The sequence below is a fragment of the Chryseobacterium rhizosphaerae genome, from assembly GCF_003385455.1.
GTDB classification, from domain to species: Bacteria; Bacteroidota; Bacteroidia; order Flavobacteriales; family Weeksellaceae; genus Chryseobacterium; species Chryseobacterium rhizosphaerae.
Map to the genome: position 1 here is coordinate 63724 of NZ_QNUF01000009.1, position 25562 is coordinate 89285.

Here is a 25562-nt window from a genome sequence, read left to right on the forward strand (position 1 = left end):
GATGGGAAAGACTTTTGTATATAACACGGGTAATGCTAAAATTCCTCTCAATGAGCTGCACCTTGAAATAGGGGTGTTTTTCGATGGTACTTTAAACAATTTAAAAAATTCTGAATTGAGAGCGAAGTACAGGGATGGAAAGAATAAAATAGAAAGCACTGATACCGAGGAGGAAATACTGAAGAAAGAAAAGGCCATTGAAGACACGAGGGCCCAACAGGAAAAAGAATATAAAAAACTTAAAAATAAAGAAGTATCTGATAATGACTCCGAGTATGAGCGCTATCTTAAAGGGAGTCACCGATCTTGGCTGGATAGCCAGGGAGTTGATAATAGTTTTAGTAATGACTATACCAATGTAGCAAGAATGTATAAATGTAGCGAGCAGTATAATTATGGGGTTTATGTGGAGGGTATTGGTACACTTGATAACAGTAGGGATGTAGATGATGGGTTTCAGTACGGATCCGGTAAAACCGGAGTGCGGGGAAAAGTAAGGAAAGGATGTGAAATGGTTGCTGATAGAATCGGTGTTTTAAAAAAGCAACAACGTGATAAAAAAGGATTGACTAAAATTACCATTGATACTTTCGGATTCAGCCGCGGAGCTGCTGCTGCGAGGAATTTTGCTTACGAAATCAATGGAAGAAAAAGAACAAAAGATATTGAGATAAAAAAATCCAGAAAGATCATAGGATATACTCAGATGGATTCTTCTGAGGGCCCTATTACCGTTCCGGAATATGGAGATATTTGGATAGATAAAGATGATACGGAGGTAGATCCTCGATATATTAAAGATGGTAAACTCCCAAAATTTGGATTTTTAGGATACTATCTTTTAAGTAAGAGAATTTTATCAGAACAACAACTTGAAGACTTAGAACTGGATGTTCGTTTTATCGGGGTTTATGATACTGTTTCTTCTTATGAGGAATTTGGTGATATGGGCGGCATGAGACGTGTCGGATGGGAAGGGATGAAGCATTCTACCTTAGGTTCTGCGTACAATTTCGGAGATGATGTAGAGCAGTTACAGTTATTGAATCCAGGATCTTATTTCAAAGCGGTTCATTTTACGGCAGCCAATGAGCATCGGGAAAACTTTTCATTAACCAGATTCCCGGGCAGTATCGAAAAGGAGTTTCCGGGGGTTCATTGTGATATAGGCGGTGCTTATGAAAACGGAATGGAAAAAGTGGATGAAATAGAAACTTCTAACCATAAACCCGTATGGTTCTTAAATAAACGCAGACAACAACTGATTGATGAACATTGGTACGATGAAGAACAGATTGAAATCAATAATAGCTTTCTGAATTTTATTACAGCGGGAAGTGTCTATCGTAAAATAACCGGAACCCGATTTCTGAGAAAAGAATACAGCTATATTCCTCTGCATTTTATGGAAGAGCATGGCAAAAACCTGTATGATAATCAATTGATGATGAAAACAGAAACTACCTATTCTATAGAAAATGATCAATATCTTCCTCATGCAAAAGATCTTTTACATGGTTATGTATTTGAAAATGAAGGGAAGTGGAATTTCAAACCAGATGAACAGGTTGAAAAAGAAAAACAGGAAAGAGCATTGCAGAGACTGCTAGACCCGGAACCGGTACAGGAACAATCTCCTGATGAGACGGTAGATGAAAACGGTAATAAAATCAAAACGACAACATTGGAAGAAGTGACAGTTACTTCCTACCATCCACAGACCTTATTAAGAATTATACGCAATAAATACCTTCATTGGTCGGCGAATAGGGACTGGATGGGAATGGATCCCAATAATGATTATCAAAGAGTAATATATCCGGAATAATGAGTAATATACTGCAAAACCTTCATCAGAAAATATACCGCCTGGAAACGATTGTTACAGAGCAGAAAAACGAATTCTATTCCACAGAAAAAAAATACGTCAGACAGGTGGAGATCTATTATCTGGAGAAAATGAAAGAAGAACATCAGTTCCAGATTTTAGTTGTTGATTTCGACTTCTCGGATGACGATGAAGCAATGGGGCAATTTTTTAAAAAGGTCAGCTATTTGTTTGACGAAATAGAATGCAGGGTAGATGAAGAAGGGAATATTACAGCGGTAGACAATTTGTTTTTTCTACAGATGAGGTGGGTGAAAATTCAAACTGAATTATCACAGACCCATAAAGGAGAGGCGGTAGACAGCTATTTCAGCCGGGTGAGCCGCTTGTTGGAAAATGAAAATGAATTGATTGAATTTTTAGGAAGTTATCATATGTTTGGCCTGCTTTTTAATGGCTTATTGCAGTCATTCGATACCAAAAGAAAAAGAATATCTCCTCAGGGATATACGGAAATTATGACTCCTGTAATGGATGGTGAAAAAATGATGCTGACTATTTCTTCTGAAAACTTAGAACAAACTGAAATCAGCTATTTCAGAGGCTTATTTGTTTTCAAAGGCGATCTTTATGAGGAAGGCTTTACAGAAGTTAAAAAAGACAATACCCATTTAAAACATTCATTAGTATGGATAGGTTAAATAACGATGGCGAAAATACCATCCCGGAAACTCAAGATCAGGCTCCGGCACAGACTCCCGATCAGATGAAAGCTGCCAACAGCCAGAAAATGGAAGAAAAGCGCGCCGAAAATGAGGAGAAAGATAAGAAAGAAGAAGGATTATTGCTGGCCATAGACGGAGCAAAAATAAAATTTAATGCCCATTTGGGAACATTTAAAGTACTGAATGATGTACCAACTACGCAGGACAAACTTACCGGGACCATCGTGGACAAACAAACACCAAATTTTATCTTTGATGATGGGTTTATTTTGACGAAACCCACAGAATGGCAAAATTTTGGAAGTGCTAAAGTACAAGACAATGAAGTGCTGTTGAAGAAATCGTTTTTACCCGGAGTAGGAGCTATACCCGGAACACCTCCGGAAACAGGAAAAGTGGAATTTGTAGATTCCGGACAGGTAAATATACCTGAAAGTATTGATCCAAAGGGTGCACCGGTGCCTGAACAAAAAGATGAAAAAAAATGTTTTTGTAACAAAGAATTTACAGAAGACGATATAAAATCTTTCTATAAATCTAAGAAATTATTTACTGCAAAAAACTGTCCTTTACCTGATGAAATGAAAACGTACAAGGCTTTTACAGATGCTCTGAATAAGGCGATGAAAGATAATAATATCAACACATGTCTTAGAAAAGCTCATTTTCTAGCCCAGATTGAAACAGAGTCTGATAGGCTTAACACAACAATGGAATATGCTTCAGGATGGGATTATGATCATTCTACTCATCAGGAAGGTTATGAGAGCTTTAAACCTTATGTGAATTATAAGAAGGATAAAAAGCTAAGTGCAGAACTTCAAAAAAAATTTAATGCTCAGGAAATTAAACAAATACAGAGAGCTTATAATAGATATAATGAATGTATAAAGCATGGTCATGATGTTAAAGGGTATGGACCAAAATATAAAGGGAAGGGATTAATACAATTAACATGGAAAGATACTTATGAAAAATATTTTAAACATATTGGTAAAAAAGAATTGATTGATACGCCAGAAGTTGTAGCAAATAACTTAACCTACACCTGTGATTCTGCAGCTTGGTTCTGGGATGATAGACAACTTGGTAGTTATGCGGATAAAGATGATCTTATTTTTATTTCTGTTAGGATTAATGGTGGATTAAACGGCTTTGATCATAGGAAGAGTAATGTAAAATCCATTATTAAATTAATGAAAATCGAACAGGATTGTACAACAAATAAATTAAAATCAATAGGTCAATATAAATATGAAACAAGCGATATTAAAAATCTCAAGTGGGGTAAAAAAAATAAAGCCAAAATTGAAAAATTTGATGATTAGATCATTTATATTTTTAATTTTTTTTATTTCCCACTTTGCCTATTCTCAAAATATTATTGGTGTGTATTCATCAGTAGAACCTAAGTGTAAGCTCAATCTAAAAATAGCCCATGATAACGGTTTTATTTTTAGTATAGGAAAAATAAAAAAGTATAAAGGGACTGTCAAAATCTCTAAAGAAGATACTGTAACCTATCTTGATTTTAATGATGGTATAGCAGCTATGTATTCAAATGACACAATCTCCATTCAAAACTCTGGCAATTCAATGAACCAGTATACACATTTTAAAGAATGCGATGAAATGTATATCCATTTGGTCAAAAAAAGTTACTTTGAAAGCTTATATTCATTATTATCTTATGAAAAAAAACTTTCAGGTTTTATCGTTTCTTCTACTTTGTCTGATATTGAGAACATGATTAGTGAAGTACCAATACAAAAGGATAATATTGATCAATATAATAATCTTGCCTATTATTTAGCTCAAACTAAAAACGGAAATCAATTTGCTATCACTATATTAAATGAAATAATTAAAAAATGTCCCCATAGAACAGTGGCGTATTTAAATTTAGCTGATAGTTATTGGATAGCAGGTGAAAAAGTAAAAGCAAGTATTAATTATCAGGAATATCTTTCTTTAATGAAGTCTCAAAAAAAGGACTTGAAGAAAGTACCAAAGTATGTTGGGGAAAGAATAGAATGATAAAATATCCGCTAAATATATTATTTGTTTTTTTGTTTAGCATATTTTCATATGCTCAAAATGTTTATGTTTTAAAAGATTCGATATGTATTTCCAAAGAATGTTTTGAATTACAGGAATTAAAAATAGAAACTAAAAATACAGTAATTTACAAGAAAATTCAAAAAAGCTATGATCTTTTTAATGGTGTTTTTTTTGATAGCCCAGAAAAAAGATTGAATGCAAAAAAAGACACTTTAAAAAACTTAATTTCAACAAATTCTTTACGTGACTACCAATTTGGATTTGAAGAATATAAAATATTTCTCAATAAAAACGGTTTACTAAACGTATCTGTACATATTCAGTCTTATGGCTCCCCATGGGAGTATACGATCTATTATTTCTTTGATGAAATGAATGATACAGAAGTTGGAGAAAAATTATTCATGAACAAAAAAATGCTCCTACAGATATGTGGTAAAAAATTAAAGACAGATAACAACGCATTCGTTCCAATAAAGAATCTCAATCAATACAAAATAGATACAAGTATAGAAGGGAAAATAATAGGAATAAACCTCATTTTTTATGATGAGAAAAGTAGAACAAATAGTGGCTATCCGGAACACTCTGTTTATTTTACATGGAAAGAGATTGAAAAATTTATAGTACCACAGTATAGAAGACGATTGACACAATATTAAAACATAATGGTTATTTAAAAAATTTAGTTAACCTATCCAATGATTTTTATACTAATGGGTTTATAACCCAAGCTCAGGAAATAAAGATTTGGAATAAAGTTTTAAATATTAATATCATACTTTAATATTGCAAATAGCTATTGGAATATCGGACAAAAAGGAAAAGCCATAGAAAATTATAAAATATATCTTTCTTTAATGAAGTCTCAAAAGAAGGATTTGAAGAAAGTTCCAAGGTATGTACTGGACAGAACGAAATGACAAAAAAATTAATACATACATTACTTATTCTGGTGGCGTTTCATATAAACGCTTTTGCACAAACACCAAAATCTTATACCGTTACTCATATTGTTAATAAAACTATTGATAAGGGAGAATACGTAGATGATAAAAGAATTGACAAAAAGGATAAAATAAGTACAGGTAACCTTATTTATATCTCCAGCCCTAAAAATGATAGTATTGCTTTCTATGAGTTTAATGATTCTCCGGTATCAGAAAAGAAAGTACCCAATATATGTGCTTTGGCAAAAAATCAGAATAGTCTTTTGTTGACTTATAAAAATGAAAGCTACAGTACAAAGTTTAAGATTACATTCAATAATAATGAAAAGACAGTTTTAATCGGAGATAAGGATGTCTTTTACTTAAATGATTCTTACTATAAATATGTACAGAAAAGTGTTGGCGATAATTTAAACATCCCCGATCTGATTGACTTCCTGGAAGATTTTTTAGCAGGGTATGCACTGGAAGATTTAAAATATATTTCATCATATGAAAAATACAAGCATAAGGATTTCAAAATAACAAAAGCTTATATGGAATCTTTCAGAACCCAGGCAAGTGACTATCTGGACAAATGGAATATAAAGTTCTCGTATACTAAGACAGGAATACCAAGCTATGTTTTAAAAGAATCTGTAGAAGGAGATCGGGAAATAGAAAAAAAACTGATATCTTCTAATAAAGGAATTTTTAAATATACAAAACATACCAATTCAGAGAGCAGATTGATTACTGATACTGACATTCGAATGGACGTCAATAATCATAGATACGACGAAAAAGTAACTTCACTTCAGGTAGGATTGGGAAAAGAAACCCGATATGAAAGTAAGCAGATATCCTATAAAAAAATTCCGTTCAAAGAATTGAAGCTTACTTCTGGCAATATTTCCAACATCATATCATCAAAATAAAAAAAGAGGTGAGTTGTAATCCTTCTGGTATAAAAGCATATCAGCAATTCATGAGAATGTGATATAAAATTGCATATGTGGTTTATAAATGAGTATTTTTGTTTTGGATTAAAAAATGACCATCTTATGAATAAAAAACTAATTATTTTAACAGCGGCAATCACTACAGTCGTATTATCATGTAACAACGATAGAGATGAGGAAGCGAGAAAAAAAGCCATAGAATCGGTTAAAGCGAGCTCTCAGACCTTAAAAATAAATAATCCGGATAATACAGCATCTGTTCAAAGTGCAGTTAATTCAAATGATAACACCCTGAATCCACAGGATCCGACAGGGCCGGTTGGAGAAGATCCAACAATTGATCCAACAAAGCCGGACAGACCATGGTAAAATAATAAAATAAAGAAAGGCAGCAATATCGGTATTGTTGCCATTTTTTTACGTTTGATATAAACTTATAAAAATCAAAAGCCTCTGAAATCATTTGATTTCAGAGGCTTTTTGTACCCAGTACCAGAATCGAACTGGTACATCTTTCGATACTAGAGTTTGAGTCTAGCGCGTCTACCAATTCCGCCAACTGGGCTTGTTTTAAATCGGTGTGCAAATATAGAAACTTTTTTTAATGTTCAAAAGCTTTTTGGAATATTTTTTTAAAAATTAATCTCCAAACCATCGTAGGCAAGGTGGATTCCGGCTGGAAGCTGCTTATCTTCAACGTCATGCAGCCCCAGATGATGACTGATGTGAGTGAGAAATAATTTCTTAGGTTGTAGCTCTTCAAACAGCCTGATAACATCCGGAAGGATAAAGTGGGCAGGATGAGGGTCAAATTTTCTGATGCAGTTTAAAATCAGAACATCTAAATTCTTCAGTTTTTCCTTTTCCTTGTCCGAAATAAAACCGGCATCCGTTATATAAGCAAGATTTTTGAACTTATACCCAAACACCGTAATTTTAAAATGAATGACCTCTACAGGAGTAATTTCCGTATCCAACACCCGGAACGGCTTATTTTCAATCTCATGAAGCTCAAAAGCAGGAGCACCCGGATACCTTACGTCACTAAAGGCATAAGGAAAACGGTTTCTTATTTCATGGGCCACTCTCTGATAGCAATAAAGGGGAACATCTTTTCCACTTTTAAAAATCAACGGACGCATATCATCAAGTCCAATGACATGATCATTATGTTCGTGGGTAATCAGTGCTATATCTACGTTATGCTCATGATTAATAAGCATTTGCTGCCTGAAATCCGGACCGCAATCGATCAGTATTTTTTTATTTTCCTCCGTAGTAACCATTACTGAAGAGCGAAAACGTTGGTCTTTGGGATTTTTGGAAGTACACACTTCACATGTACATCCTATAACGGGTACACCTTGGGAAGTACCGGTTCCTAAAAATTTCAACTTCATTTTGTTTTGAGGTTGGTTTAATTTTGGTAAATTTACAAAAAATTTCACGTCCTAATGTATCAGAAACTAACTCCTAAACAAAAAGCATTAACAATTAATCTAGATCCTACTATTTATGGTACTTTCGCAGAAATTGGAGCAGGGCAGGAGACTGTTCGTCACTTTTTTAGAGCAGGAGGAGCTTCAGGTACGATTGCTAAGGCCATGTCTGCTTATGACAAAGATTTTAGTGATGCGATCTATGGTAAAGAGGTTAAAAACAGGTATGTTACCCAAAACAGACTTCGAAAAATGCTTCGCTATGAAGTAGCGTTAATTGAAGAAAGAATTTCACGCGATAATAATCCTGATAGAAAATTTTTCTCTTACGCGAATACTGTAACCACCATTAATTTTGACAAAACAGTAAAAGGCCATGGTTGGGTAGGAATTCGTTTTCAAACCAAAGAAAATGAGGATTATAACGAGATTGTTATTCACGTAAAGTTTAACGAAAATGATGCTACCTTACAACAGGAAACCTTAGGGAATCTGGGGGTAAACCTTATTTTCGGAGCTTTTAACTACTTTGACAATCCAAGAACATTGGTAGAGTCTCTATATGACGATGTCGCAAAAGACAACCTGGAAATCGATATGATTGATTTCAGTGGGCCGGCTTTTGCCTATGTAGATAACAGACTGATGTCATTACAGTTGGTGAAAAACGGAATGACTGATGCTGTCATCTTCAATTCCCAGGGGAGTAATATGCTTCCGGCAGATGTATTGTACAAGAAAAATATTTTTGCAGTAAGAGGAAGTTTCAGACCGGTTACCAAAGTGAATATAGATATGCTTCAGAACGGGATGGATATGTTTTTCAAAGACGCTATCTGTACCCATGAAGAAACAGAAGTACTTATTGAGATTACCATTTCAAACCTTAGGGCAGATGGGGATATTGATGAAAGGGATTTCCTGGATAGAGTAGATATTCTCGGTAAGCTGGGTTATACTGTTATCATCTCCAACTTCTCTGAATATTACAGACTAATTGATTATTTTGCATCCTATACAAGTGGAGATATTGGTGTGGCAATGGGAGTAAATAACCTGTTAATGGTATTTGATGAGAAATATTATAAAAACCTTTCAGGGGGAATTCTTGAAGCATTCGGGAAGTTTTTCCGAAACGGAATGAGAGTTTACCTGTATCCATATAAAGATCCTGAAACCCATCAGTTGCTGGATTCTTCCAACCTTAAAGTAGAAGAAAACCTTAAAGAACTCTACAAATATTTTAAACATAACAACCGTATTGTAGACATTACCAACTATAATCCTGAGTTTTTGGAAATCTATTCGAGAGAAATATTAAGAAAAATAGCATGCTGTGTTAAAGGTTGGGAAACTCAGGTTCCGGAAGGCGTAGCTGAAATGATTAAAGAACGTGGAATGTTTGGTTACAAAGAAGAACTTTCCTTAAAACAATTCTCTTAAAAATAAATAAAATGTCAGAATTAAAGAAAAGACTTTCCTCAATTCTTGAAAGTCCTAAACATAATACAGAAGAAAAACTTCAGAAAGTTTGTCACCTGTTGGATCAGGAAATCTCTTATTTTAACTGGACAGGGTTCTATTTTAAAAATGGAGATAAAGATGAGCTGATCTTAGGCCCCTATGTGGGAGCTCCTACAGATCATACCATTATTCCTTATGGAAAAGGAATTTGCGGTCAGGTAGCTGTTTCCAATGAAACATTTGTTGTTCCTGATGTTCAGGAAGAAAGCAATTATTTAAGCTGTTCAATTGATACCAAAGCGGAAATTGTTGTTCCTATATTTAAAGACGGGAAAAACGTTGGCCAGATTGATATTGATTCCCATAAAGTTGATCCTTTTACTACTGAGGACCGTGAATTATTAGAATGGCTTTGTAACGAAGTTTCCAAGGTTTTATAATTGAAAATCAATTCATGATAAAATACAGACTCCAGCTTTTTATAGTTGGAGTTTTTTTGGATCAGAATGCTGGAAGGTACATTATTTTAAAGGCGTGATAATTGAAAAATAATCTCTGTCATTCCGTAGGAATTTAAATGGTGTACAGAAAAATAGGTTGTAGAGATTCCTACGGAATGACAAAGCAGGCTTTTAACCACCCCGTCAAAAATTCAAAGAATTTTCGCCACCCCTCCGAAGGAGAGGAATGTTACCTCTTCCATTGTAATATACATTATGATATCGGTGAAAATCGCAGATTTTCAAAAGCTTAAGTGTACTTCTTATGCGCAAAGCTTTTCACTAAAAATAAACTTAAGTGTTTAAAAATTTTGCGCCTCTTGGCGACGTCGAATCTTCGACTTGTGGTTAAAGTGAAATCTTTGTCATTCCGTAGGAATCTAAATGATGTAAAGAAAAATAGGTTGTAGAGATTCCTACGGAATGACATAACAGGCTTTAACCACCCCGTCAAAAATTCTTTGAATTTTCGCCACCCCTCCGAAGGAGAGGAATGTTACCTCTTCCATTGTAATATACATTATGATATCGGTGAAAATCGCAGATTTTCAAAAGCTTAAGTGTACTTCTTATGCGCAAAGCTTTTCACTAAAAATAAACTTAAGTGTTTAAAAATTTTGCGTCTCTTGGCGACGTCGAATCTTCGATTTGTGGTAAAAAAAATTAAATCTGCATCAAGTGTATCTCTGCCAGGAAGTCTTTAAAGTAATTCTCACACTTTGCAATATGGGTTCCATACCACGAAAATGCTTCGCCATCAACAATCATTATTTTTTTATCGGGATAAACCATTTTTAATTCCTCAATATGTTTCTCTTTAAACGGAAATGGCTCGGAAGAAAGCATAATGACATCAGCTTCAGCAAGGTCTTCAGCAGTAATTTCAGGATACCGGGTTTTATCTTTGAAAATATTTTCAAAACCTATTTCTGATAAAATTTTATGAATAAAAGTATCAGAACCAACGGTCATATAGGGGTTTTTCCAGATGAGATAGGCTGCTTTTACCTTGTTTTCCAGCTTTGACTGATTGAGAATGTCATAGATCTTAAGATTAAAAAGCTGCGCCCTTTCTTCTTTATTCAGGATTTTTCCAAGATTTTTCAGAAGATAGTAATTGTCTTCAATTGTTTCAACATTGGTTACAATTACTTTGAATTCAGCCATTAAAGCTTCCACCTGTTCTTTGATGTTTTCCTCTTTGTTGGCAAGGATAAGATCCGGTTGCAGAGCTTTTATTTTGTCAATATTGATGTTTTTTGTGCCTCCAATTATCGTTACATTTTTTACTTTATCCTGGGGATGGATGCAAAATTTTGTCCTTCCGATAATTTCCTTTTCAGTTAGTCCTAAGTCAAATAAAGCCTCCGTAATAGAGGGTACGAGAGAAACAATTTTCATATGGGCATGTTAGATGATGCCTAAAATTACAAAAGTTTTCCGGTTAAGAAAAGTCCGGCTACCGTAAAATAAATGATAAGTCCCGTTACATCTACCAATGTTGCTACAAAAGGAGCGGAAGAAGTTGCTGGATCCAGATTTAATTTTTTTAAGACAAATGGAATCATAGACCCGGATAAAGTTCCCCATAATACAATGGCGATCAGAGAAACAGATACACTGAGTCCTACATAAGCCCAATATTCACCATAGTTGAAGAGCCCGATTTTTTGCCAAAGCATAATCCTGACAAAACCGATAATCCCCAGAATAAGACCCAGGCAAATCCCCGAAATAATCTCCTTTTTCATGACATACCACCAGTCTTTCAATCCGATTTCCTGAAGTGCCATAGCACGGATAATCAGTGTAGCAGCCTGTGATCCGGAGTTCCCACCACTGGAGATAATTAACGGTACAAATAATGCAAGAACAACAGCTTTTTCAATTTCTTTATCAAAATATCCCATCGCTGAGGCTGTTAACATTTCTGAAACGAAAAGAATAATCAGCCAGGTAGCCCTTTTCTTGATCATTTCTGTCCATGAAGTCTGGATATAGGGAAGATCTAATGCGTCCAATCCCCCAAATTTCTGGATATCCTCGGTATTTTGCTGTTCAATTTGGTCAAGAATATCATCAATCGTTACAATACCAACCAAAACACCGGCTTCCGTAATGATAGGAAGAGCACCCCGGTCATATTTCTCGAAGTAAGTTACTGCGTCTTCTTTCGAAGTCGTCGTCATAATGGCTACAAAATGATTATCTGTAATATCAGAAACCAAAGTATCTTCCTCAGCAAGAAGGAGAGTACCGATAGCAAGGTCATCTATCAGACGGTTTCTTTCATCCACCACATACAGATAGTTCATTGTTTCTACCTTTTTTCCCACTTTTTTGATCTGCTGAAGACATCGCTTTACTGTCCATTCCTTACGGATTTGAATATAATAAGGGGTCATCAGACGGGCAATAGAATCAGAATTATACCCTAGAAGCTTCAATGCAATTCTTCTTTCCTGCGGATTAAGATGATTGATTGAATACTTGATAAGCTCATCCGGAAAGTCCTCAAAAAGGGCAGTCCTGTCATCGGGAGTCATTGCATTCAGGATTTCTGAAACTTCGTCACTTCCGATACTTCTGATAGTATCTTCCTGGAAATCAGGATCAAGATGGGAGAATACTTCTGCTTTGTACTCCTTCGGAACCTTCAAAAACGCGAGTAGCCTCTCGTCAGCTGGAAGTTCGCTGAGAGTTTCGGCAATATCGGCGGGATTGAAAATAAGTTGGTATCTAGAGTTCAAAACGTGAAATTTTTTGGATATGCAAAAATAATTCAAATTTTTAAGACTGAGCCATAAACTGGGAAAATTAAGGATTTATTAAAGTGTAAGCTATGAGAAAAGCACAAAAGAACATCTGTATGACAGGCATTTTTTATCATAGTTTTTTCTTGTCCGGTTCATTTTTTATGATAAGTGTTCCTGGAGTAGTTACCATAAAGATTGTTTAATTTAAAATAAGGGTATTTGAACCTGGTTAAAATATAGCCTTATAAAAAAACACCTGCCTAGGGCAGATGTCAAAAAATTAAATTTTAAATTCCAATATTGTTGAATCAAATTGGTTCACATTCCGGAGTAGGTGAAAACAGACAGACCCCACCTGTACAACATTGAAACGGATCACATTGTGAACTGTCACTGCATTTTTTGATGATTCCACTGCCATTGATCTCTGTTTGTTCCTTTCTGCTCAGCTTTTTTAAATTTTGAGTTTTCATGGGTATTGATTTTAATAATTAAGGATAAAAGTCCTTTTTTAATCTTCAAAACATATATGTTCCATACAAACTCCTTTGCAGCACATCCCAAAAATACATTGTGAGTGTTCTGTACATTTTTTCAGATCTCCACCTTTGATTTGCTTTGTAGCTTCCCTACTAAGTTTCTTTAAATTTTTCATATGATTTAGTTTTAATGTGTAACTAAAATAATATTTTTTTTTCTAATTATTCATCATTTAGTGAAAATATTTTATTGAAAATCAGTGTTTTATTTTATATTTTCCATTTGTACATAAAAAAGACACCCGTAAAACAGGTGTCAAAATGCAGTTCTATTGAATGGTATTCAATACTATCTTAAAACTCTATACAGATGTGTGGTGAACAGATCCCGTTACAACACCATCCTACAGAACATGGGTTGTGTTCGCTACATCTTTCGGTGGCTCCGCCGTTAATCTGCTTAGCGGTTTCTCTGCTAAGCTTTTTTAGATTTTTCATATAGGCTAGGTTTTAATGTGCTTCTGAACTGAATCTTATTCGATAGGACACATAATGGGTGTACAAACACCGTCACAACACCATCCGATAGTACAAGGTACTGTATTGCTACATTTTCTGATAGCTCCGCCGTTAATCTGCTTAGCGGCTTCTCTACTAAGTTTTTTTAGATTTTTCATATGATTTAGATTTTATGTCAGACTAAAATAGTAAAAAATTTTAAATTATTCATCAAATGGTGAAAATATTTTACTGGTAACCAGCGTGTTGTTGGATTTTTTTTATTTCTGCATAAAAAAGACCCTCTTGAAATTAGGGGTCTGCATATATTGTTGAAATTTGCTCCTGATCCTGAGGAAAGATCGGAGAAAGGGAAAGTTTTGATAAGTAAGAAGTATGAAATAGGCAATCAATGATGTGCTTACAGGAATTTTATTTCTACTGTTGCACTAAAGCTCCGCTTCAGTCGGTTTCAGTTTTCTTAGTTTCTTAAGAATGTCTCTTATAGCACCTTCTGTTCCTATCTTTACAGAATTTACAGTAGACCCCAGCAGACGCATATTTTTTCGGTAGGTATCATAGTCACTCTCCGTAATCAGATTTCCATCGGATGCAAAAAGTTTCATACTGACCACTACCTGATTAGAGAAAACATATTTTCCAATACCTACTTTGAAATATCTTACCTTAGAAATAATGGCAAAATCTGCATCATTATTGACGCAATAATCCATGATCGTCTGTTTATCGATACTATCAAAAGGAATCTGAACCTCTGCTCTGAGCATTTTATTTCTTCTCCCGCTGAAACTGTCAGAAACAACATCAAAGAAGGCATTATTGGTAGGCTCTTTTATTTCATCAATATCAGGCTCTACCTCGGGATTGAAGTAAAGAACTTTCTTTATTTTATCATCAGCATTTTTCTGTGCTTGTACTGAAGTAATGCCAATTAATAAGAAAGTAGTAACTGTTGTAAGAAGTATAATTTTTCTCATTTGTAATTCGAATGCAAAATTACTGCCTTTTCGTTGGATTCCGTATAATTTATTAAGAAATTTTTAACATTTTTTTCTATCAATTTTGATTTATGAAATCAATAATGTTTGCAGAATCAAAAAATAGTCGTAATTTTGCACCCGTTACATAATAATCATTAAACAATATTGGAATGTACTTAACAACAGAAAAAAAAGCAGAAATTTTCGCAAAACATGGAAAATCTGCACAAGACACAGGAAGCGCTGAAGGACAAGTGGCTCTTTTTACATTTAGAATCAATCACTTATCTCAGCATTTGAAGGCTAATCGTCATGACTTCAATACTGAAAGATCTTTGGTGAAATTGGTAGGTAAAAGAAAAAGCTTATTGGATTATCTTAAGAAAAAAGATATTACAAGATACAGAGCTATCATTGCTGAACTAGGTTTAAGAAAATAATCTGTAAAGATTTTCAACAAAAAAAGCAACTTCGAAAGAGGTTGTTTTTTTTTGTTTGGTGTCAAAAAATGTATTGAAAGAATAATCCTGCAAAACACATGAGCAGAGGTAAGAATTCCCCTCCTCCGGAGGGGTGGCGAAAATTCAAAGAATTTTTGACGGGGTGGTCAACACTACCATTTTTATCCTAAAGTTATTCAACAGTCTGTTGGTCATTCCGTAGGAATCTCTACATCGTATTTTTCTTTACATCATTTAGATTTCTGCGGAATGCCAAAGGTAGGCTTTAACCACAAATTAAAGATTTGACGTCGCCAAAAGCACAGAATTTTCAAACACTTAAGTTTATTTTAGGTGACAATCTTTGTGCATAAGAAGTACACCTAAGTTTTGAAAATCCGCTATTTTCACCGATATTACAATGGAAGAGGTAACATTCCCCTCCTCCGGAGGGGTGGCGAAAATTCAAAGAATTTTTGACGGGGTGGTCAACACTACCATTTTTTTATCCTAAAGTTATTCAACAGTCTGTTTGTCATTCCGTAGGAATCTCTACATCGTATTTTTCTTTACATCATTTAGATTCCTGCGGAATGACAAAGGTTAGGCTTTAACCACAAATCAAAGATTTGACGTCGCCAAAAGCACAGAATTTTTAAACACTTAAGTTTATTTTAGGTGACAATCTTTGTGCATAAGAAGTACACCTAAGTTTTGAAAATCCGCTATTTTCACCGATATTACAATGGAAGAGGTAACATTCCCCTCCTCCGGAGGGGTGGCGAAAATTCAAAGAATTTTTGACGGGGTGGTCAACACTACCACTTTTTTATCCTAAAGTTATTCAACAGTCTGTTTGTCATTCCGTAGGAATCTCTACAACCTATTTTTCTTTACATCATTTAGATTCCTGTGGAATGACAAAGATTTGACGTCGCCAAAAGGCACAGAATTTTTAAACACTTAAGTTTATTTTAAGTGACAATCTTTGTGCATACGAGGTACACTTAGGTTTTTCAAAATCTACGATTTTTATGGATATCACGATGAATATATATTACGAAGGAGTCCTAAAAATTAACCTTTAGTCAGATTTCTTCCCGATTTTCCCCAAATGTGTATTCTGAAAACTATCCGGATATTTCAATCCATAACCTAATATCCTGTCGAAGGCAGAATGTGAAAATAAAATAGCTCCAATCATCTGCAAATAGGGAAGTGCTAATACTGTTCCTGCCAGATATACCATAATAGCAATACCCAAATGATGGAACAGATTGTAGAAAAAGGCGCCAACTTTATTGTTTACAGCATATCCCAGCATAGAAATATCCGGTGCCAGAAATAATCCTATAAACCACCACCAGGAATATTCTGTTCGGGCAAAAGCAAGTATTCCTAATACTAAAAATGCCATATTTTCAAGCTTTAACTGTATTTTCATGGAAGTAAAATATATAAGATAGGTATCCTTTTTCTGAAGAACGTTACATGCTGAGATTGAACCAAAAATAAAGCGAAATATCCCAGGATATTTCGCTTTTATAGTTGAAAATAATTAATCTTTAATGACCGGATTTAGCTTCAGTGGTTTCTACGTGTCCTAAAAATTTAGTACAATAAGCACCAAAGATCAGGATCACCAGATAGCAGAATACAGGAATAATAAATGAATGCTGCACCCCGAATTGATCTGCAAGATATCCCTGGAAAATAGGAACAATAGCGCCTCCTAAGATGGCCATTACAACAAGAGATGACCCCTGGCTGGTGTATTTTCCTAATCCGGAAATAGCCAATGTGTAAATATTGGAGAACATAATGGAATTGAAGATACCAATTCCTAAGATACTGTACATGGCCATTTCACCATGATTTACCATGGCAGAAATAAGCAATACTACGTTGATAGCCGCAAAAATAGATAGTGTTCTTGCCGGAGCTGATTTACCAATAAAGAAAGCTATAAAATTAAGTACGATAAATACCAGGAAAAAGCTGATCTGGGAAAAGCTAAGATCCACAATACTGAAAATAACAAGGAAAACAGCTCCTGCTGCCCCAAGCATATAGATGGCTTTTTTTCCCTGACTTAAGGATTGGTTTAAAGAAATAGCCCCCAGGAAACGGCCAATCATAGCACCTCCCCAATAAAGAGAGAGATAATTTTTACTGATGATCTCATTGAAGCCCATAATCTGAGGCTGTTCCAAAAAGCTGATGATAAAACTTCCTACGGCAACTTCACCTCCTACATAGCAGAACATGGCAAAAACTCCAAACTTCAAATGATTAAACTGGAGAGCTCCCAGCCCTTTTTCAATTTCTTCTTCCTGGGTCTGGAAAGAGGGTAATTTTACTCTTGAAATAAGTAAAGCAACAAGTAAAAGGATACCCGCAAAGATCAGATAAGGAATTCTGGTTGCCACTGCACTGAACGAACCATCCGCTGCAGAGAAAAATTCAAATATCAAGTGTCCTCCTAACACAGGAGCAATTGTTGTCCCGAAGGCATTGAATGCCTGAGTCATATTCAGACGGCTGGATGCCGATTCTTCACTACCAAGTAAAGAAACATAAGCATTGGCCGTGATTTGTAATACAGTAAATCCTAATCCCAGGATAAATAAAGCCCCCAAAAAGAGAGGATAATAAGAAAAAGTAGCCGCCGGATAAAATAATATACATCCGAAAGCCGCAAGGAAAATACCGAATAGGATTCCTTTTTTATACCCTGCTTTATTAATAGGATCTCCTTTGTAGATAGAAATCAGAAAATAAATCAGTGATCCGATAAAGTAAGCTCCGAAGAAACAGAACTGTACCAGCATGGACTCGAAAAAGGTAAGTTTAAAAAGTTGTTTCAGATAAGGGATCAGGATATCATTCATACAGGTAATGAATCCCCACATAAAAAAAAGCAGGGTGATGGTAATCAACGGAACCGTAAAATTCCTGCTTTGTAGTTGTACTTCTTTATTATTCATAAACATTTATTTAATATAGAAAGAGCTTTGAAGCTCTGTCATTTGGAAAGGATTGATCCTTGTTTTTTGCCTACAGCATTTTAATTTTTGTGAAGTAGGGCAAATATAGGGATCAGCCTATATTTCTGCAATGATTTTACTATTTTTTATAATGAGATATATACTTTAGGAACGATAAAAATACTATTTTCTTTTTTTGGGACAATAAAAAATTAAAGAATCCTATACAAAATAAAAAAAACAGCCCCCAAAGAGGCTGTTTACTATGATTGATAAAGGATCAATTAGCTTTCTAAACTTGACTGATGCATATCGTTATTGAGTAAATAGAATTTTGACGGATCTCCCATGTATAAAATATTTTTGGAAGATGCAGAGGGAATATAGGTGGCAGAATGACCGAAAGAATTACTTAATGAGCTCATGTGTACCTGGTCATTAGATAAATTATTTACAACCACATCACTTACCCGACCTATGATGCTTTTATTAAACGTATTGGAAATTAATGATAAAGCGGTCATTGAAGAAGTCTCAAAATAGATATCGTGGTTGGTGTTGCCTTCAAAGTAATTATTAATCAAACTTAGGGCTTCACGGCCATTATAACCAGCAAATGTAAATTGGAGACCTACTCCGACATTACCTTCAAAACCACAGGAATCAAATTTTACTGCGTGTCCGGAAATAATGACAGCTCCAAACTTAACATTGCCTAAAAAAGTACAGTTTTGAAAATTAAGCAGATTGGGATAAGTGAATCCTTCAGGATTTTTCGTTCTCTCATTGTACATCCCATAATTACAGTATTTAGAAATTAAAAAAGAAATCTGGGCATTGCAGACATTAACTAATTGGAAACCGATATCATAATTTGAAATCTCAATATTGTTAACCTCTGCCCCAATGAAATTCTGAATCAGTAACCCAACTCCATATCTGGTTTCTCCTTCTGGTTTCGTGATGGTAAGGTCGCTGACAGAAAAATAAGGTGGTCTAGAAGGATCTGAAGGCCCTTTGATGAATAATGGAACAGAGGTAGGTCCGTAATTTTTAATAACCGAATTTCCTAATCCTTTCCCAATGATACGGATACGGTTTTTAACTGTTCCCTGCCACGAAAAATCTAAGAGAAGCCCCTGTGTTGTTTTCATGATTCCGGCTGGAAGTAGAATATTAAGCCCCAATTTGCATGCCGCATTGAAGGCTGCCTGTAATGCAGAGGTGTCATCGTTGATATCATCAGCTTTTACTCCAAATATTCTCACATCCAGATCTCCTGCTGTCACGTCAGTTCTTACATAATAAAAAGGATTTCCGCCAACCATTTTCTTTCTATAGATAATATGGTCTACCTTGGTGTCATCCATTGCAGTTCCATCTATCCATGAGGTGATGCGTTTGAAATTAACATCTTCATTGGTCTGGCTGTCCACCAACTGTACCAGATTGTCAGTATTAGAATTGCTTGCCGAGAAAAATACATCAGTAAAAATCATAATTTTGTTTTTAAGGTTAATATAACAGATAAGATTCCAACAGGAATTTTTAAGTCTGAAGCAAAAGTAATTAGTCACAACGTCAAGACTTGACGTGTTATTTATTCATTTGAAAATTTAATATTTCATTATTATATAGTACCTTTGCAGACGAAAATTTAAAGAGTTTAAATATTAATTCATACTCAATACGGAGTATTAAGAAGACAAATTTATGAGTATACCTCAAGCGTTTACAGAGCTGATTACTCTTGCTGATGGCAGAGAAATCACTATTGAAACAGGGAAATTGGCTAAGCAGGCTGATGGATCTGTGGTAGTAAAAATGGGTGGAACAATGCTTTTAGCAACTGTTGTAGCCAATAAAGAAGCAAATCCTGGTGTAGATTTTTTACCATTAACAGTAGATTATAGAGAAAAATTCTATGCAGGTGGAAGAATTCCTGGAAATTTCTTCCGTAGAGAAGCAAGACCTTCAGATCAGGAAATTTTAACAATGCGTTTAGTAGACAGAGTACTACGTCCGCTTTTCCCTGAAGATTTCCACGCTGAAGTTCAGGTAATGATTTCTTTAATTTCTTATGATGGAAAAACTATTCCTGATGATTTAGCTGGTTTAGCAGCTTCTGCAGCTATTGCTATTACTGATATTCCTTTCAACGGACCAATGTCTGAAGTAAGAGTGGTAAGATTCGACGGAAAACTTTCTATCAACCCAAGTTATGAAGAACTGAAGAGTTCTGAATTGGATATCATGGTTGGAGCTACAAAAGACTCAATCGTAATGGTAGAAGGGGAGATGAAGGAAATTTCTGAGCAGGAAATGTTAGAAGCTATTAATTTTGGTCATGCTGAAATTAAAAAGCAAATTGAAGCTCAGGAAAGATTAGCAGAAAAAGTAGGAAAAGCTTTCCCAAAAAGAGAATATTCTCACGAAAATCACGATGAAGAAATTCGTGAAAAAGTTTGGAAAGAAACTTACGATAAAGTATATGAGGTGGCAAGAACTCCATCTGGTAAAGAAGAGAGAGGAGAAAAATTCAAAGCACTTCGTGAAGAATTCCTTGCTCAATATGCAGATGATGCAGAAGAATTAGAAAGAGTAACTCCTTTCGTAAAAGTATATTATCATGATGTAGAGAAAGAAGCAATGCGTCAGATGATCCTTGAAGACAATATCCGTCTTGACGGTCGTGATCCTCAGACGATCCGTCCGATCTGGTCAGAAATTGACTACCTTCCGGGAGCTCATGGTTCTGCAGTGTTTACAAGAGGTGAAACTCAGTCTTTAACAGCAGTAACGTTAGGTTCTGTAAAAGATGCAAACATGGTAGACAGCGTAATCACGCAACACGACGAAAAATTCTTTTTACATTATAACTTCCCTCCATTCTCTACAGGAGAAGCAAGACCTTTAAGAGGAACTTCAAGAAGAGAAGTAGGACACGGTAACCTTGCTCAAAGAGCATTACAGGCAGTTATTCCTGAAGAAAATCCATATACCATCAGAATTGTTTCTGATATCTTAGAATCAAACGGTTCGTCTTCAATGGCAACAGTTTGTGCAGGAACATTGGCATTAATGGATGCAGGGGTAAAGATTACAAAACCTGTTTCCGGTATTGCAATGGGATTGATCACAGATGCAAAATCAGGTAAATTTACTGTACTTTCTGATATCTTAGGAGATGAAGATCACCTTGGAGATATGGACTTCAAAGTAACAGGTACTGCAGACGGTATCACTGCTTGTCAGATGGATATCAAAATTCAGGGTCTTTCTATGGATATCATGGAAAAAGCTTTGATGCAGGCTAAAGACGGAAGATTACATATCTTAAATAAAATTACTGAAACTATTTCTGAGCCAAGAGCAGATGTGAAACCACACGCTCCGAAAATGGTGGTAATGGAGATCTCTAAAGACTTCATTGGTGCTGTAATCGGGCCTGGAGGAAAAATCATTCAGCAAATGCAGAAAGATACGGATACGGTTATCGCTATTGAAGAAGTAGGAGAAATCGGACGTATCGAGATCGCAGGAACAGACAGAGAGAAAATCAATGCTGCTGTGGCTAAGATCAACGAAATTACTTTCGTACCGGTTGTAGGTGAAGTATACAATGGAAAAGTAGTAAAAGTAATGGATTTCGGTGCTTTCGTAGCTATTGCGAAAGGTACAGAAGGTCTTCTTCACATTTCTGAAATCGAATGGGCTCGTTTAGACAAAGTTCCATATGCGGAAGGAGATGAAGTGGAAGTGAAATTTATGGGTTATGATGACCGTAAGAAAATGAAACTTTCCCGTAAAGTTCTTTTACCAAGACCTGCAAGACCAGAGGGTAAACCAAGACCGGAAGGACAAGGTAGACCAGAGGGGCAAGGTAGACCGGAAGGAAGACCAAGACCAGAAGGACAAGGAAGACCACAAGGTGATGCTCCTGTAGAAAACCAGACTCCTTCAACAGAAGCTTAAGATATATTTCTTAGATATAAAAAGATCCCTCAATTTGAGGGATCTTTTGCTTTGTATAGACATTGTTATACCTGCTGTGTTTATTGGAATTCAGTGTATGCTGCAAATTTTCAAGGCGGAAGAATATGGAATATTTACAGCTAATATGCTGTATTTAAATGCACAAATAAATAATTTGTAACAGTATTCAATTTTATCGCAGGTAAAATCATTGTGTCTTAAAACAGTCTTTTATCCTATATTCCTTGCGTCTTTGTGTAGTGTAGCCCAAGCGTTAGATTCCTCGCATCACCAAAGATTAGTTAACATACATTTTTGAAAGAGAATTCCAGCGTACTCTTGTTTTTTATATAGTTTTAAATAATAGATCAATCTGTTTTTTCAAATGTTCATTGGGGGCTACTTTATAAAACTCATTGATAAGATCCATTGAAGTAGGTTTTTTAGGATAGCTGTTATTTTTTAAAAAGTTGTGTAGGGCTGCATTCACCTTTTCTTCACCTATCAGGTCACTTAGCTTTACCATGGCAACTGCACCTTTAGAATAAGATATGTGAGCTGCATCTCCGGTCGCTTTATAGATGGGGATATTTTCAAACAGTCCTTTTTCATTATCATAGATCTGCTGATGAACATGGATCCTTTTCATCATCTCTGCTTTACCATGCATTTTTTTGTAGAGCATCATTTCGGTGTACATGGCAAGAGTTTCAGTAAGCATGACAGCACCTTCTCTGTCATCAGGATTGATCTGGCTGTTTCCCCACCACAGATGGGAAAGTTCGTGTCCTGCAAGTTCGTTGATAACATCCTGATGCTGGTCAGCGTGGATATTGGCGTGAAAAACCATATCCTCAGGCATAAAAACAGAGGATGGATAGGCTGTAGCAGCAAAACCCCTGGTAAAAGACGAAACTTCTGCAAAATTGATGGTTTTAAAAGGATACTTTCCAAAATTCTGCTGACAGTAATCCAAAGTAATTATACTGTTTTTCAGAAGATGATCTACATTTTCAAAATGTTTCGGATGATAAAAAATATTGATACTAATTCCTTTGTAATGGATACTTTTTATCTGATATTCTGCTGAAGAAACAGCAAACCTGAAAGGAATGTTTTCTGCTTTATATTGAAAATAATTACGGCCTGCTTTTGCCCATTTCTTTACCAAATCTCCGGTTCCTATAGCGGTTTGATCCTTCTCCGTAGAAACGGTCATGTCCAGATTGATAAAATCTTTTTTGGATACACCCGGAGCTTCCGGATTTTTCAATGCAGCCAGTTTCCCAAGATGGTTGTCTTGCCGTATTTTCAGATCTTCAATTTCATTATCTTTCTGATAGCCTACCGACGGGAAATATCTGCTGATCCTCATGAATGAACCATTTTCTATAATCGCATTGAATGACTGATGACCATTGACGGCCACCCATTGGTAAGACAGTGTAAAATCAAGAACTGCTGTTTCATTAGGCTGCATGGTCTGTCTCAGTATTATTTCAGTATTATTTTCAGTGATTTTCATAGCTTCGGAACCTGATTTTAAAACTGCATTTTCCAGTTTTAAATCATGATTGAAATTAATCAGTACTTTGCTGATAGGTTGGCTGGTTTGGTTTTTTAGAATGTATTTTCCAATGATCTGATATGAATTTTTTGAGGGATGCAGTTGGATTTCCGTAGTAATATCCGTGATATCAGGCTGTGGAAGATGTTCATACTTGTTGAAATTTTTTTCATACTGTACCGAGTTTGAAATTTCTTTATCCTTCTCTTTGGGAGGATAGCCCTTCATAAAATAGGTCCCTGCATATATTCCTGAGAAAAGGACAATAGAAGTGAAAATGACCTGGCCGGGTACTGTTTTTTTCAATTGAATCCACTGATTGAGCATCCATAAGGTAGCCATTACACCCATTCCGAATAAAAGCCTTTGTGCAAAAGCTAATTCATAAATTCCATAGCCATTGAAATCACTGTAAGTACCTTTAAAATCTGAAAATATTCTGAAAAGAGGGTACGTCAGTATTTTTCCGGAAACCGGACCTGCCAATATAAAAACCACAAGAACAGATACTCCCAACGCTACAAATTTATTCCTGATGGTATCATTAATAAGAAGAATAAGGCAGGAAAAAAGAATTAAGGGAAATGTATTGAAAAGAAAGACCGGTAGATAAGCATGCCAGTCGATATGGAAATACTGATAGGCAGCCTGGAAAATGATTCCCTGAATAATCAAAATTCCTGTAAAGAAAACTAACAGAAAACTGATGGAAAGAAGATGTCCCAGCAGCTTATTTTTGGAATAAAAAGTAGTGTTTTCAATCAAAAAGAACCATGAGGAACGGCTTCTCCAGTAAAGATCATTAATGAAATAGGCAGAAATAAGCAGTCCGAACAGTGGAAAGTTCTCTGAAATGGTAGTGGCCATAAGCCCGGAACCGGCATATTTTTGGGGAAGGCGTATTCCTTTCTCTATTTCGGCATACATTTCCATCCCGACAAAGAATAGTAAAAGGATGGATACAGCCGGAACGGTTATGCTTTTAAACAGATAAATTATATCAATCCGGGCAAAGGACAACGTTGCCTTAACAGAAGCTGTTTTTCCAAAATTGGGCAAAACGGAAGAATATTGTAAGGCTAATGTCTTATGGGGCGAATCAGGCTCTCTGACCGTCTTTTTTGCCTTGTGCTTAGAAATTTTTGAGAAAGAAAATAACCTGAGGCTAAGAAATAGAAAACCTATGGATATGATAAGAAATGACAGTCTGTTGAGGAGTAAATATCCCGTAAAGGATACCAACTGTGTGTTTTTCTGATGGACTGTAAAGGTCCGGGCTTCCAGAAAGTAAGAGGAAAGACCAAACGGATCCAGCCATGCAGAAATCTGCTGTGCTTCCAAAGACTGGGGAATACTTCCTGCCATAAATGGTGAATTGGAAAACAATAAAACAATCATATAAAATACGTACAGAAACAACCCTCCAATCACAACAATCAGTTTTTTCCGGAGACTAAGAGATATCAAAAACAGAAAACTGCATATCAGAAGGCTGTTGATAAATCCGAAGATAAATAATGGGTAGAGATAATACCCTATATTGAATTCATTCTGCATTTCACTTCCCGTACGCAGCATCTGACCTGTAAGGAAACCGGTCATTAGGAAACAGAAACTTAAAAAAGTCTGTAAAAAGTAGGTTAGAAATTTACCCTTAAGATAGGTGGATTTTGATATTGGGAAAGAAAAGAGAACAAGGTCGAATTTTGTATCCCAATCTCTAAAAAGCAGCTGTAATGCATAAACGGTGGCAAAGAAAATAATAGAAAGACTCAGCATTCCGGACATGAATCCAATTGTATAAGGCGAATTGAGATAAATACCTTCTCCTACTGAAAGATTAAACTGATTACCACAGAAAATACCTATAAAAACCAAGATTAAGGCAATAAGGTATGTAAGCCAGTGCTTGATATTGCGCTTGGCTTCAAATAAAAAAAGGCTGTTCATG

Annotated in this window: 23 protein-coding genes and 1 tRNA gene; 11 read left to right on the top strand and 13 right to left on the bottom strand. The window is 35.5% G+C overall.

Annotation, left to right across the window (positions count from 1 at the left end):
• Nucleotide 1: 1 nt before the first annotated feature.
• From DRF57_RS09920 to DRF57_RS09950, 7 genes are all read left to right on the top strand, one after another.
• Entirely contained in the window at nt 2-1828 is a 1827-nt protein-coding gene (locus DRF57_RS09920; RefSeq protein ID WP_115918266.1) for a phospholipase effector Tle1 domain-containing protein, read from the top strand.
• Nucleotides 1828-2529 carry a hypothetical protein gene (locus DRF57_RS09925; RefSeq protein ID WP_115918268.1) on the top strand — a complete coding sequence of 234 codons (702 nt, stop codon included), beginning with the start codon at nt 1828-1830 and terminating at the stop codon, nt 2527-2529. Before DRF57_RS09920 ends, DRF57_RS09925 begins: the two co-directional genes overlap by 1 nt.
• Complete coding sequence (locus tag DRF57_RS09930; protein WP_115918270.1) at nt 2517-3881, top strand: glycoside hydrolase family 19 protein; 1365 nt, start codon at nt 2517-2519, stop codon at nt 3879-3881. The genes DRF57_RS09925 and DRF57_RS09930 overlap by 13 nt, the downstream gene beginning before the upstream one ends.
• Nucleotides 3808-4590: a tetratricopeptide repeat protein gene (locus DRF57_RS09935; RefSeq protein ID WP_115918272.1), complete on the top strand. Its 783-nt coding sequence runs from the start codon at nt 3808-3810 to the stop codon at nt 4588-4590. The genes DRF57_RS09930 and DRF57_RS09935 overlap by 74 nt, the downstream gene beginning before the upstream one ends.
• Nucleotides 4587-5276 (top strand): hypothetical protein, encoded by a 690-nt coding sequence (locus DRF57_RS09940; protein WP_115918274.1) that lies wholly within the window; start codon nt 4587-4589, stop codon nt 5274-5276. The genes DRF57_RS09935 and DRF57_RS09940 overlap by 4 nt, the downstream gene beginning before the upstream one ends.
• A 257-nt stretch (nt 5277-5533) precedes the next feature.
• Entirely contained in the window at nt 5534-6481 is a 948-nt protein-coding gene (locus tag DRF57_RS09945) for a hypothetical protein (protein WP_115918276.1), read from the top strand.
• Nucleotides 6482-6607: 126 nt separating this feature from the next.
• Nucleotides 6608-6874, top strand: a complete 267-nt coding sequence (locus tag DRF57_RS09950; protein ID WP_123863309.1) for a hypothetical protein — start codon at nt 6608-6610, stop codon at nt 6872-6874.
• 114 nt (nt 6875-6988) lie between these two features.
• Here the strand turns inward: DRF57_RS09950 and DRF57_RS09955 are convergent.
• A tRNA-Leu gene (locus DRF57_RS09955) sits at nt 6989-7070 on the bottom strand.
• A 67-nt stretch (nt 7071-7137) separates the two neighbouring features.
• Nucleotides 7138-7905 (bottom strand): MBL fold metallo-hydrolase, encoded by a 768-nt coding sequence (locus tag DRF57_RS09960; protein ID WP_047487687.1) that lies wholly within the window; start codon nt 7903-7905, stop codon nt 7138-7140.
• Nucleotides 7906-7959: 54 nt separating this feature from the next.
• Between DRF57_RS09960 and DRF57_RS09965 the strand changes: the two genes are divergently transcribed.
• Together DRF57_RS09965 and DRF57_RS09970 are read left to right on the top strand one after the other, a co-directional pair.
• A complete protein-coding gene (locus DRF57_RS09965; RefSeq protein WP_047487690.1) occupies nt 7960-9387 on the top strand; it encodes a hypothetical protein in 1428 nt (475 codons plus the stop codon).
• Between the two features lie 11 nt (nt 9388-9398).
• Nucleotides 9399-9848 carry a GAF domain-containing protein gene (locus DRF57_RS09970; RefSeq protein ID WP_115918280.1) on the top strand — a complete coding sequence of 150 codons (450 nt, stop codon included), beginning with the start codon at nt 9399-9401 and terminating at the stop codon, nt 9846-9848.
• A 723-nt stretch (nt 9849-10571) separates the two neighbouring features.
• On the opposite strand, the gene DRF57_RS09975 is transcribed toward DRF57_RS09970, so the two are convergent.
• From DRF57_RS09975 to DRF57_RS09985, 7 genes are all read right to left on the bottom strand, one after another.
• On the bottom strand, nt 10572-11309 hold the full coding sequence (locus DRF57_RS09975; protein WP_115918282.1) for an ABC transporter substrate-binding protein: 738 nt from the start codon (nt 11307-11309) through the stop codon (nt 10572-10574).
• A gap of 26 nt (nt 11310-11335) precedes the next feature.
• The gene (mgtE, locus tag DRF57_RS09980; RefSeq protein WP_047487697.1) at nt 11336-12658 is read right to left on the bottom strand and encodes a magnesium transporter; all 1323 of its coding nucleotides are present in this window, start codon (nt 12656-12658) and stop codon (nt 11336-11338) included.
• Between the two features lie 314 nt (nt 12659-12972).
• Complete coding sequence (locus tag DRF57_RS23605; RefSeq protein WP_156126037.1) at nt 12973-13137, bottom strand: hypothetical protein; 165 nt, start codon at nt 13135-13137, stop codon at nt 12973-12975.
• 38 nt (nt 13138-13175) lie between these two features.
• Entirely contained in the window at nt 13176-13319 is a 144-nt protein-coding gene (locus DRF57_RS24255) for a bacteriocin-like protein (protein ID WP_410493783.1), read from the bottom strand.
• Between the two features lie 178 nt (nt 13320-13497).
• Nucleotides 13498-13641 carry a bacteriocin-like protein gene (locus DRF57_RS23610; RefSeq protein WP_156126038.1) on the bottom strand — a complete coding sequence of 48 codons (144 nt, stop codon included), beginning with the start codon at nt 13639-13641 and terminating at the stop codon, nt 13498-13500.
• Nucleotides 13642-13676: 35 nt separating this feature from the next.
• Nucleotides 13677-13820: a bacteriocin-like protein gene (locus tag DRF57_RS23615; RefSeq protein ID WP_157969884.1), complete on the bottom strand. Its 144-nt coding sequence runs from the start codon at nt 13818-13820 to the stop codon at nt 13677-13679.
• Between the two features lie 270 nt (nt 13821-14090).
• Nucleotides 14091-14639 carry a hypothetical protein gene (locus tag DRF57_RS09985; protein ID WP_047487699.1) on the bottom strand — a complete coding sequence of 183 codons (549 nt, stop codon included), beginning with the start codon at nt 14637-14639 and terminating at the stop codon, nt 14091-14093.
• Between the two features lie 173 nt (nt 14640-14812).
• Here DRF57_RS09985 and rpsO point away from each other — a divergent pair, with 173 nt between their 5' ends.
• Complete coding sequence (gene rpsO / locus DRF57_RS09990) at nt 14813-15082, top strand: 30S ribosomal protein S15 (protein ID WP_034704056.1); 270 nt, start codon at nt 14813-14815, stop codon at nt 15080-15082.
• Between the two features lie 1084 nt (nt 15083-16166).
• Here rpsO and DRF57_RS09995 read toward each other — a convergent pair.
• The 3 genes from DRF57_RS09995 to DRF57_RS10005 form a co-directional block, all read right to left on the bottom strand.
• Nucleotides 16167-16526: a DUF4260 domain-containing protein gene (locus tag DRF57_RS09995; protein WP_115918284.1), complete on the bottom strand. Its 360-nt coding sequence runs from the start codon at nt 16524-16526 to the stop codon at nt 16167-16169.
• A gap of 121 nt (nt 16527-16647) precedes the next feature.
• Nucleotides 16648-18069 carry a sugar MFS transporter gene (locus DRF57_RS10000; RefSeq protein ID WP_228450200.1) on the bottom strand — a complete coding sequence of 474 codons (1422 nt, stop codon included), beginning with the start codon at nt 18067-18069 and terminating at the stop codon, nt 16648-16650.
• Nucleotides 18070-18353: 284 nt separating this feature from the next.
• A complete protein-coding gene (locus DRF57_RS10005) occupies nt 18354-19568 on the bottom strand; it encodes a hypothetical protein (RefSeq protein WP_115918289.1) in 1215 nt (404 codons plus the stop codon).
• Nucleotides 19569-19782: 214 nt separating this feature from the next.
• Here DRF57_RS10005 and DRF57_RS10010 point away from each other — a divergent pair, with 214 nt between their 5' ends.
• Complete coding sequence (locus DRF57_RS10010) at nt 19783-22044, top strand: polyribonucleotide nucleotidyltransferase (protein WP_084086178.1); 2262 nt, start codon at nt 19783-19785, stop codon at nt 22042-22044.
• Nucleotides 22045-22390: 346 nt separating this feature from the next.
• On the opposite strand, the gene DRF57_RS10015 is transcribed toward DRF57_RS10010, so the two are convergent.
• Nucleotides 22391-25561, bottom strand: a complete 3171-nt coding sequence (locus DRF57_RS10015) for an ABC transporter permease/M1 family aminopeptidase (protein ID WP_115918291.1) — start codon at nt 25559-25561, stop codon at nt 22391-22393.
• Nucleotide 25562 lies beyond the last annotated feature (1 nt).

Coding starts and splice junctions, on each gene's coding strand:
- DRF57_RS09920 (WP_115918266.1), top strand. CDS start 2: ATGGGAAAGACTTTTGTATATAACACGGGTAATGCTAAAATTCCTCTC.
- DRF57_RS09925 (WP_115918268.1), top strand. CDS start 1,828: ATGAGTAATATACTGCAAAACCTTCATCAGAAAATATACCGCCTGGAA.
- DRF57_RS09930 (WP_115918270.1), top strand. CDS start 2,517: ATGGATAGGTTAAATAACGATGGCGAAAATACCATCCCGGAAACTCAA.
- DRF57_RS09935 (WP_115918272.1), top strand. CDS start 3,808: ATGAAACAAGCGATATTAAAAATCTCAAGTGGGGTAAAAAAAATAAAG.
- DRF57_RS09940 (WP_115918274.1), top strand. CDS start 4,587: ATGATAAAATATCCGCTAAATATATTATTTGTTTTTTTGTTTAGCATA.
- DRF57_RS09945 (WP_115918276.1), top strand. CDS start 5,534: ATGACAAAAAAATTAATACATACATTACTTATTCTGGTGGCGTTTCAT.
- DRF57_RS09950 (WP_123863309.1), top strand. CDS start 6,608: ATGAATAAAAAACTAATTATTTTAACAGCGGCAATCACTACAGTCGTA.
- DRF57_RS09960 (WP_047487687.1), bottom strand. CDS start 7,905: ATGAAGTTGAAATTTTTAGGAACCGGTACTTCCCAAGGTGTACCCGTT.
- DRF57_RS09965 (WP_047487690.1), top strand. CDS start 7,960: ATGTATCAGAAACTAACTCCTAAACAAAAAGCATTAACAATTAATCTA.
- DRF57_RS09970 (WP_115918280.1), top strand. CDS start 9,399: ATGTCAGAATTAAAGAAAAGACTTTCCTCAATTCTTGAAAGTCCTAAA.
- DRF57_RS09975 (WP_115918282.1), bottom strand. CDS start 11,309: ATGAAAATTGTTTCTCTCGTACCCTCTATTACGGAGGCTTTATTTGAC.
- DRF57_RS23605 (WP_156126037.1), bottom strand. CDS start 13,137: ATGAAAACTCAAAATTTAAAAAAGCTGAGCAGAAAGGAACAAACAGAG.
- DRF57_RS24255 (WP_410493783.1), bottom strand. CDS start 13,319: ATGAAAAATTTAAAGAAACTTAGTAGGGAAGCTACAAAGCAAATCAAA.
- DRF57_RS23610 (WP_156126038.1), bottom strand. CDS start 13,641: ATGAAAAATCTAAAAAAGCTTAGCAGAGAAACCGCTAAGCAGATTAAC.
- DRF57_RS23615 (WP_157969884.1), bottom strand. CDS start 13,820: ATGAAAAATCTAAAAAAACTTAGTAGAGAAGCCGCTAAGCAGATTAAC.
- DRF57_RS09985 (WP_047487699.1), bottom strand. CDS start 14,639: ATGAGAAAAATTATACTTCTTACAACAGTTACTACTTTCTTATTAATT.
- rpsO (WP_034704056.1), top strand. CDS start 14,813: ATGTACTTAACAACAGAAAAAAAAGCAGAAATTTTCGCAAAACATGGA.
- DRF57_RS09995 (WP_115918284.1), bottom strand. CDS start 16,526: ATGAAAATACAGTTAAAGCTTGAAAATATGGCATTTTTAGTATTAGGA.
- DRF57_RS10000 (WP_228450200.1), bottom strand. CDS start 18,069: ATGAATAATAAAGAAGTACAACTACAAAGCAGGAATTTTACGGTTCCG.
- DRF57_RS10005 (WP_115918289.1), bottom strand. CDS start 19,568: ATGATTTTTACTGATGTATTTTTCTCGGCAAGCAATTCTAATACTGAC.
- DRF57_RS10010 (WP_084086178.1), top strand. CDS start 19,783: ATGAGTATACCTCAAGCGTTTACAGAGCTGATTACTCTTGCTGATGGC.
- DRF57_RS10015 (WP_115918291.1), bottom strand. CDS start 25,561: ATGAACAGCCTTTTTTTATTTGAAGCCAAGCGCAATATCAAGCACTGG.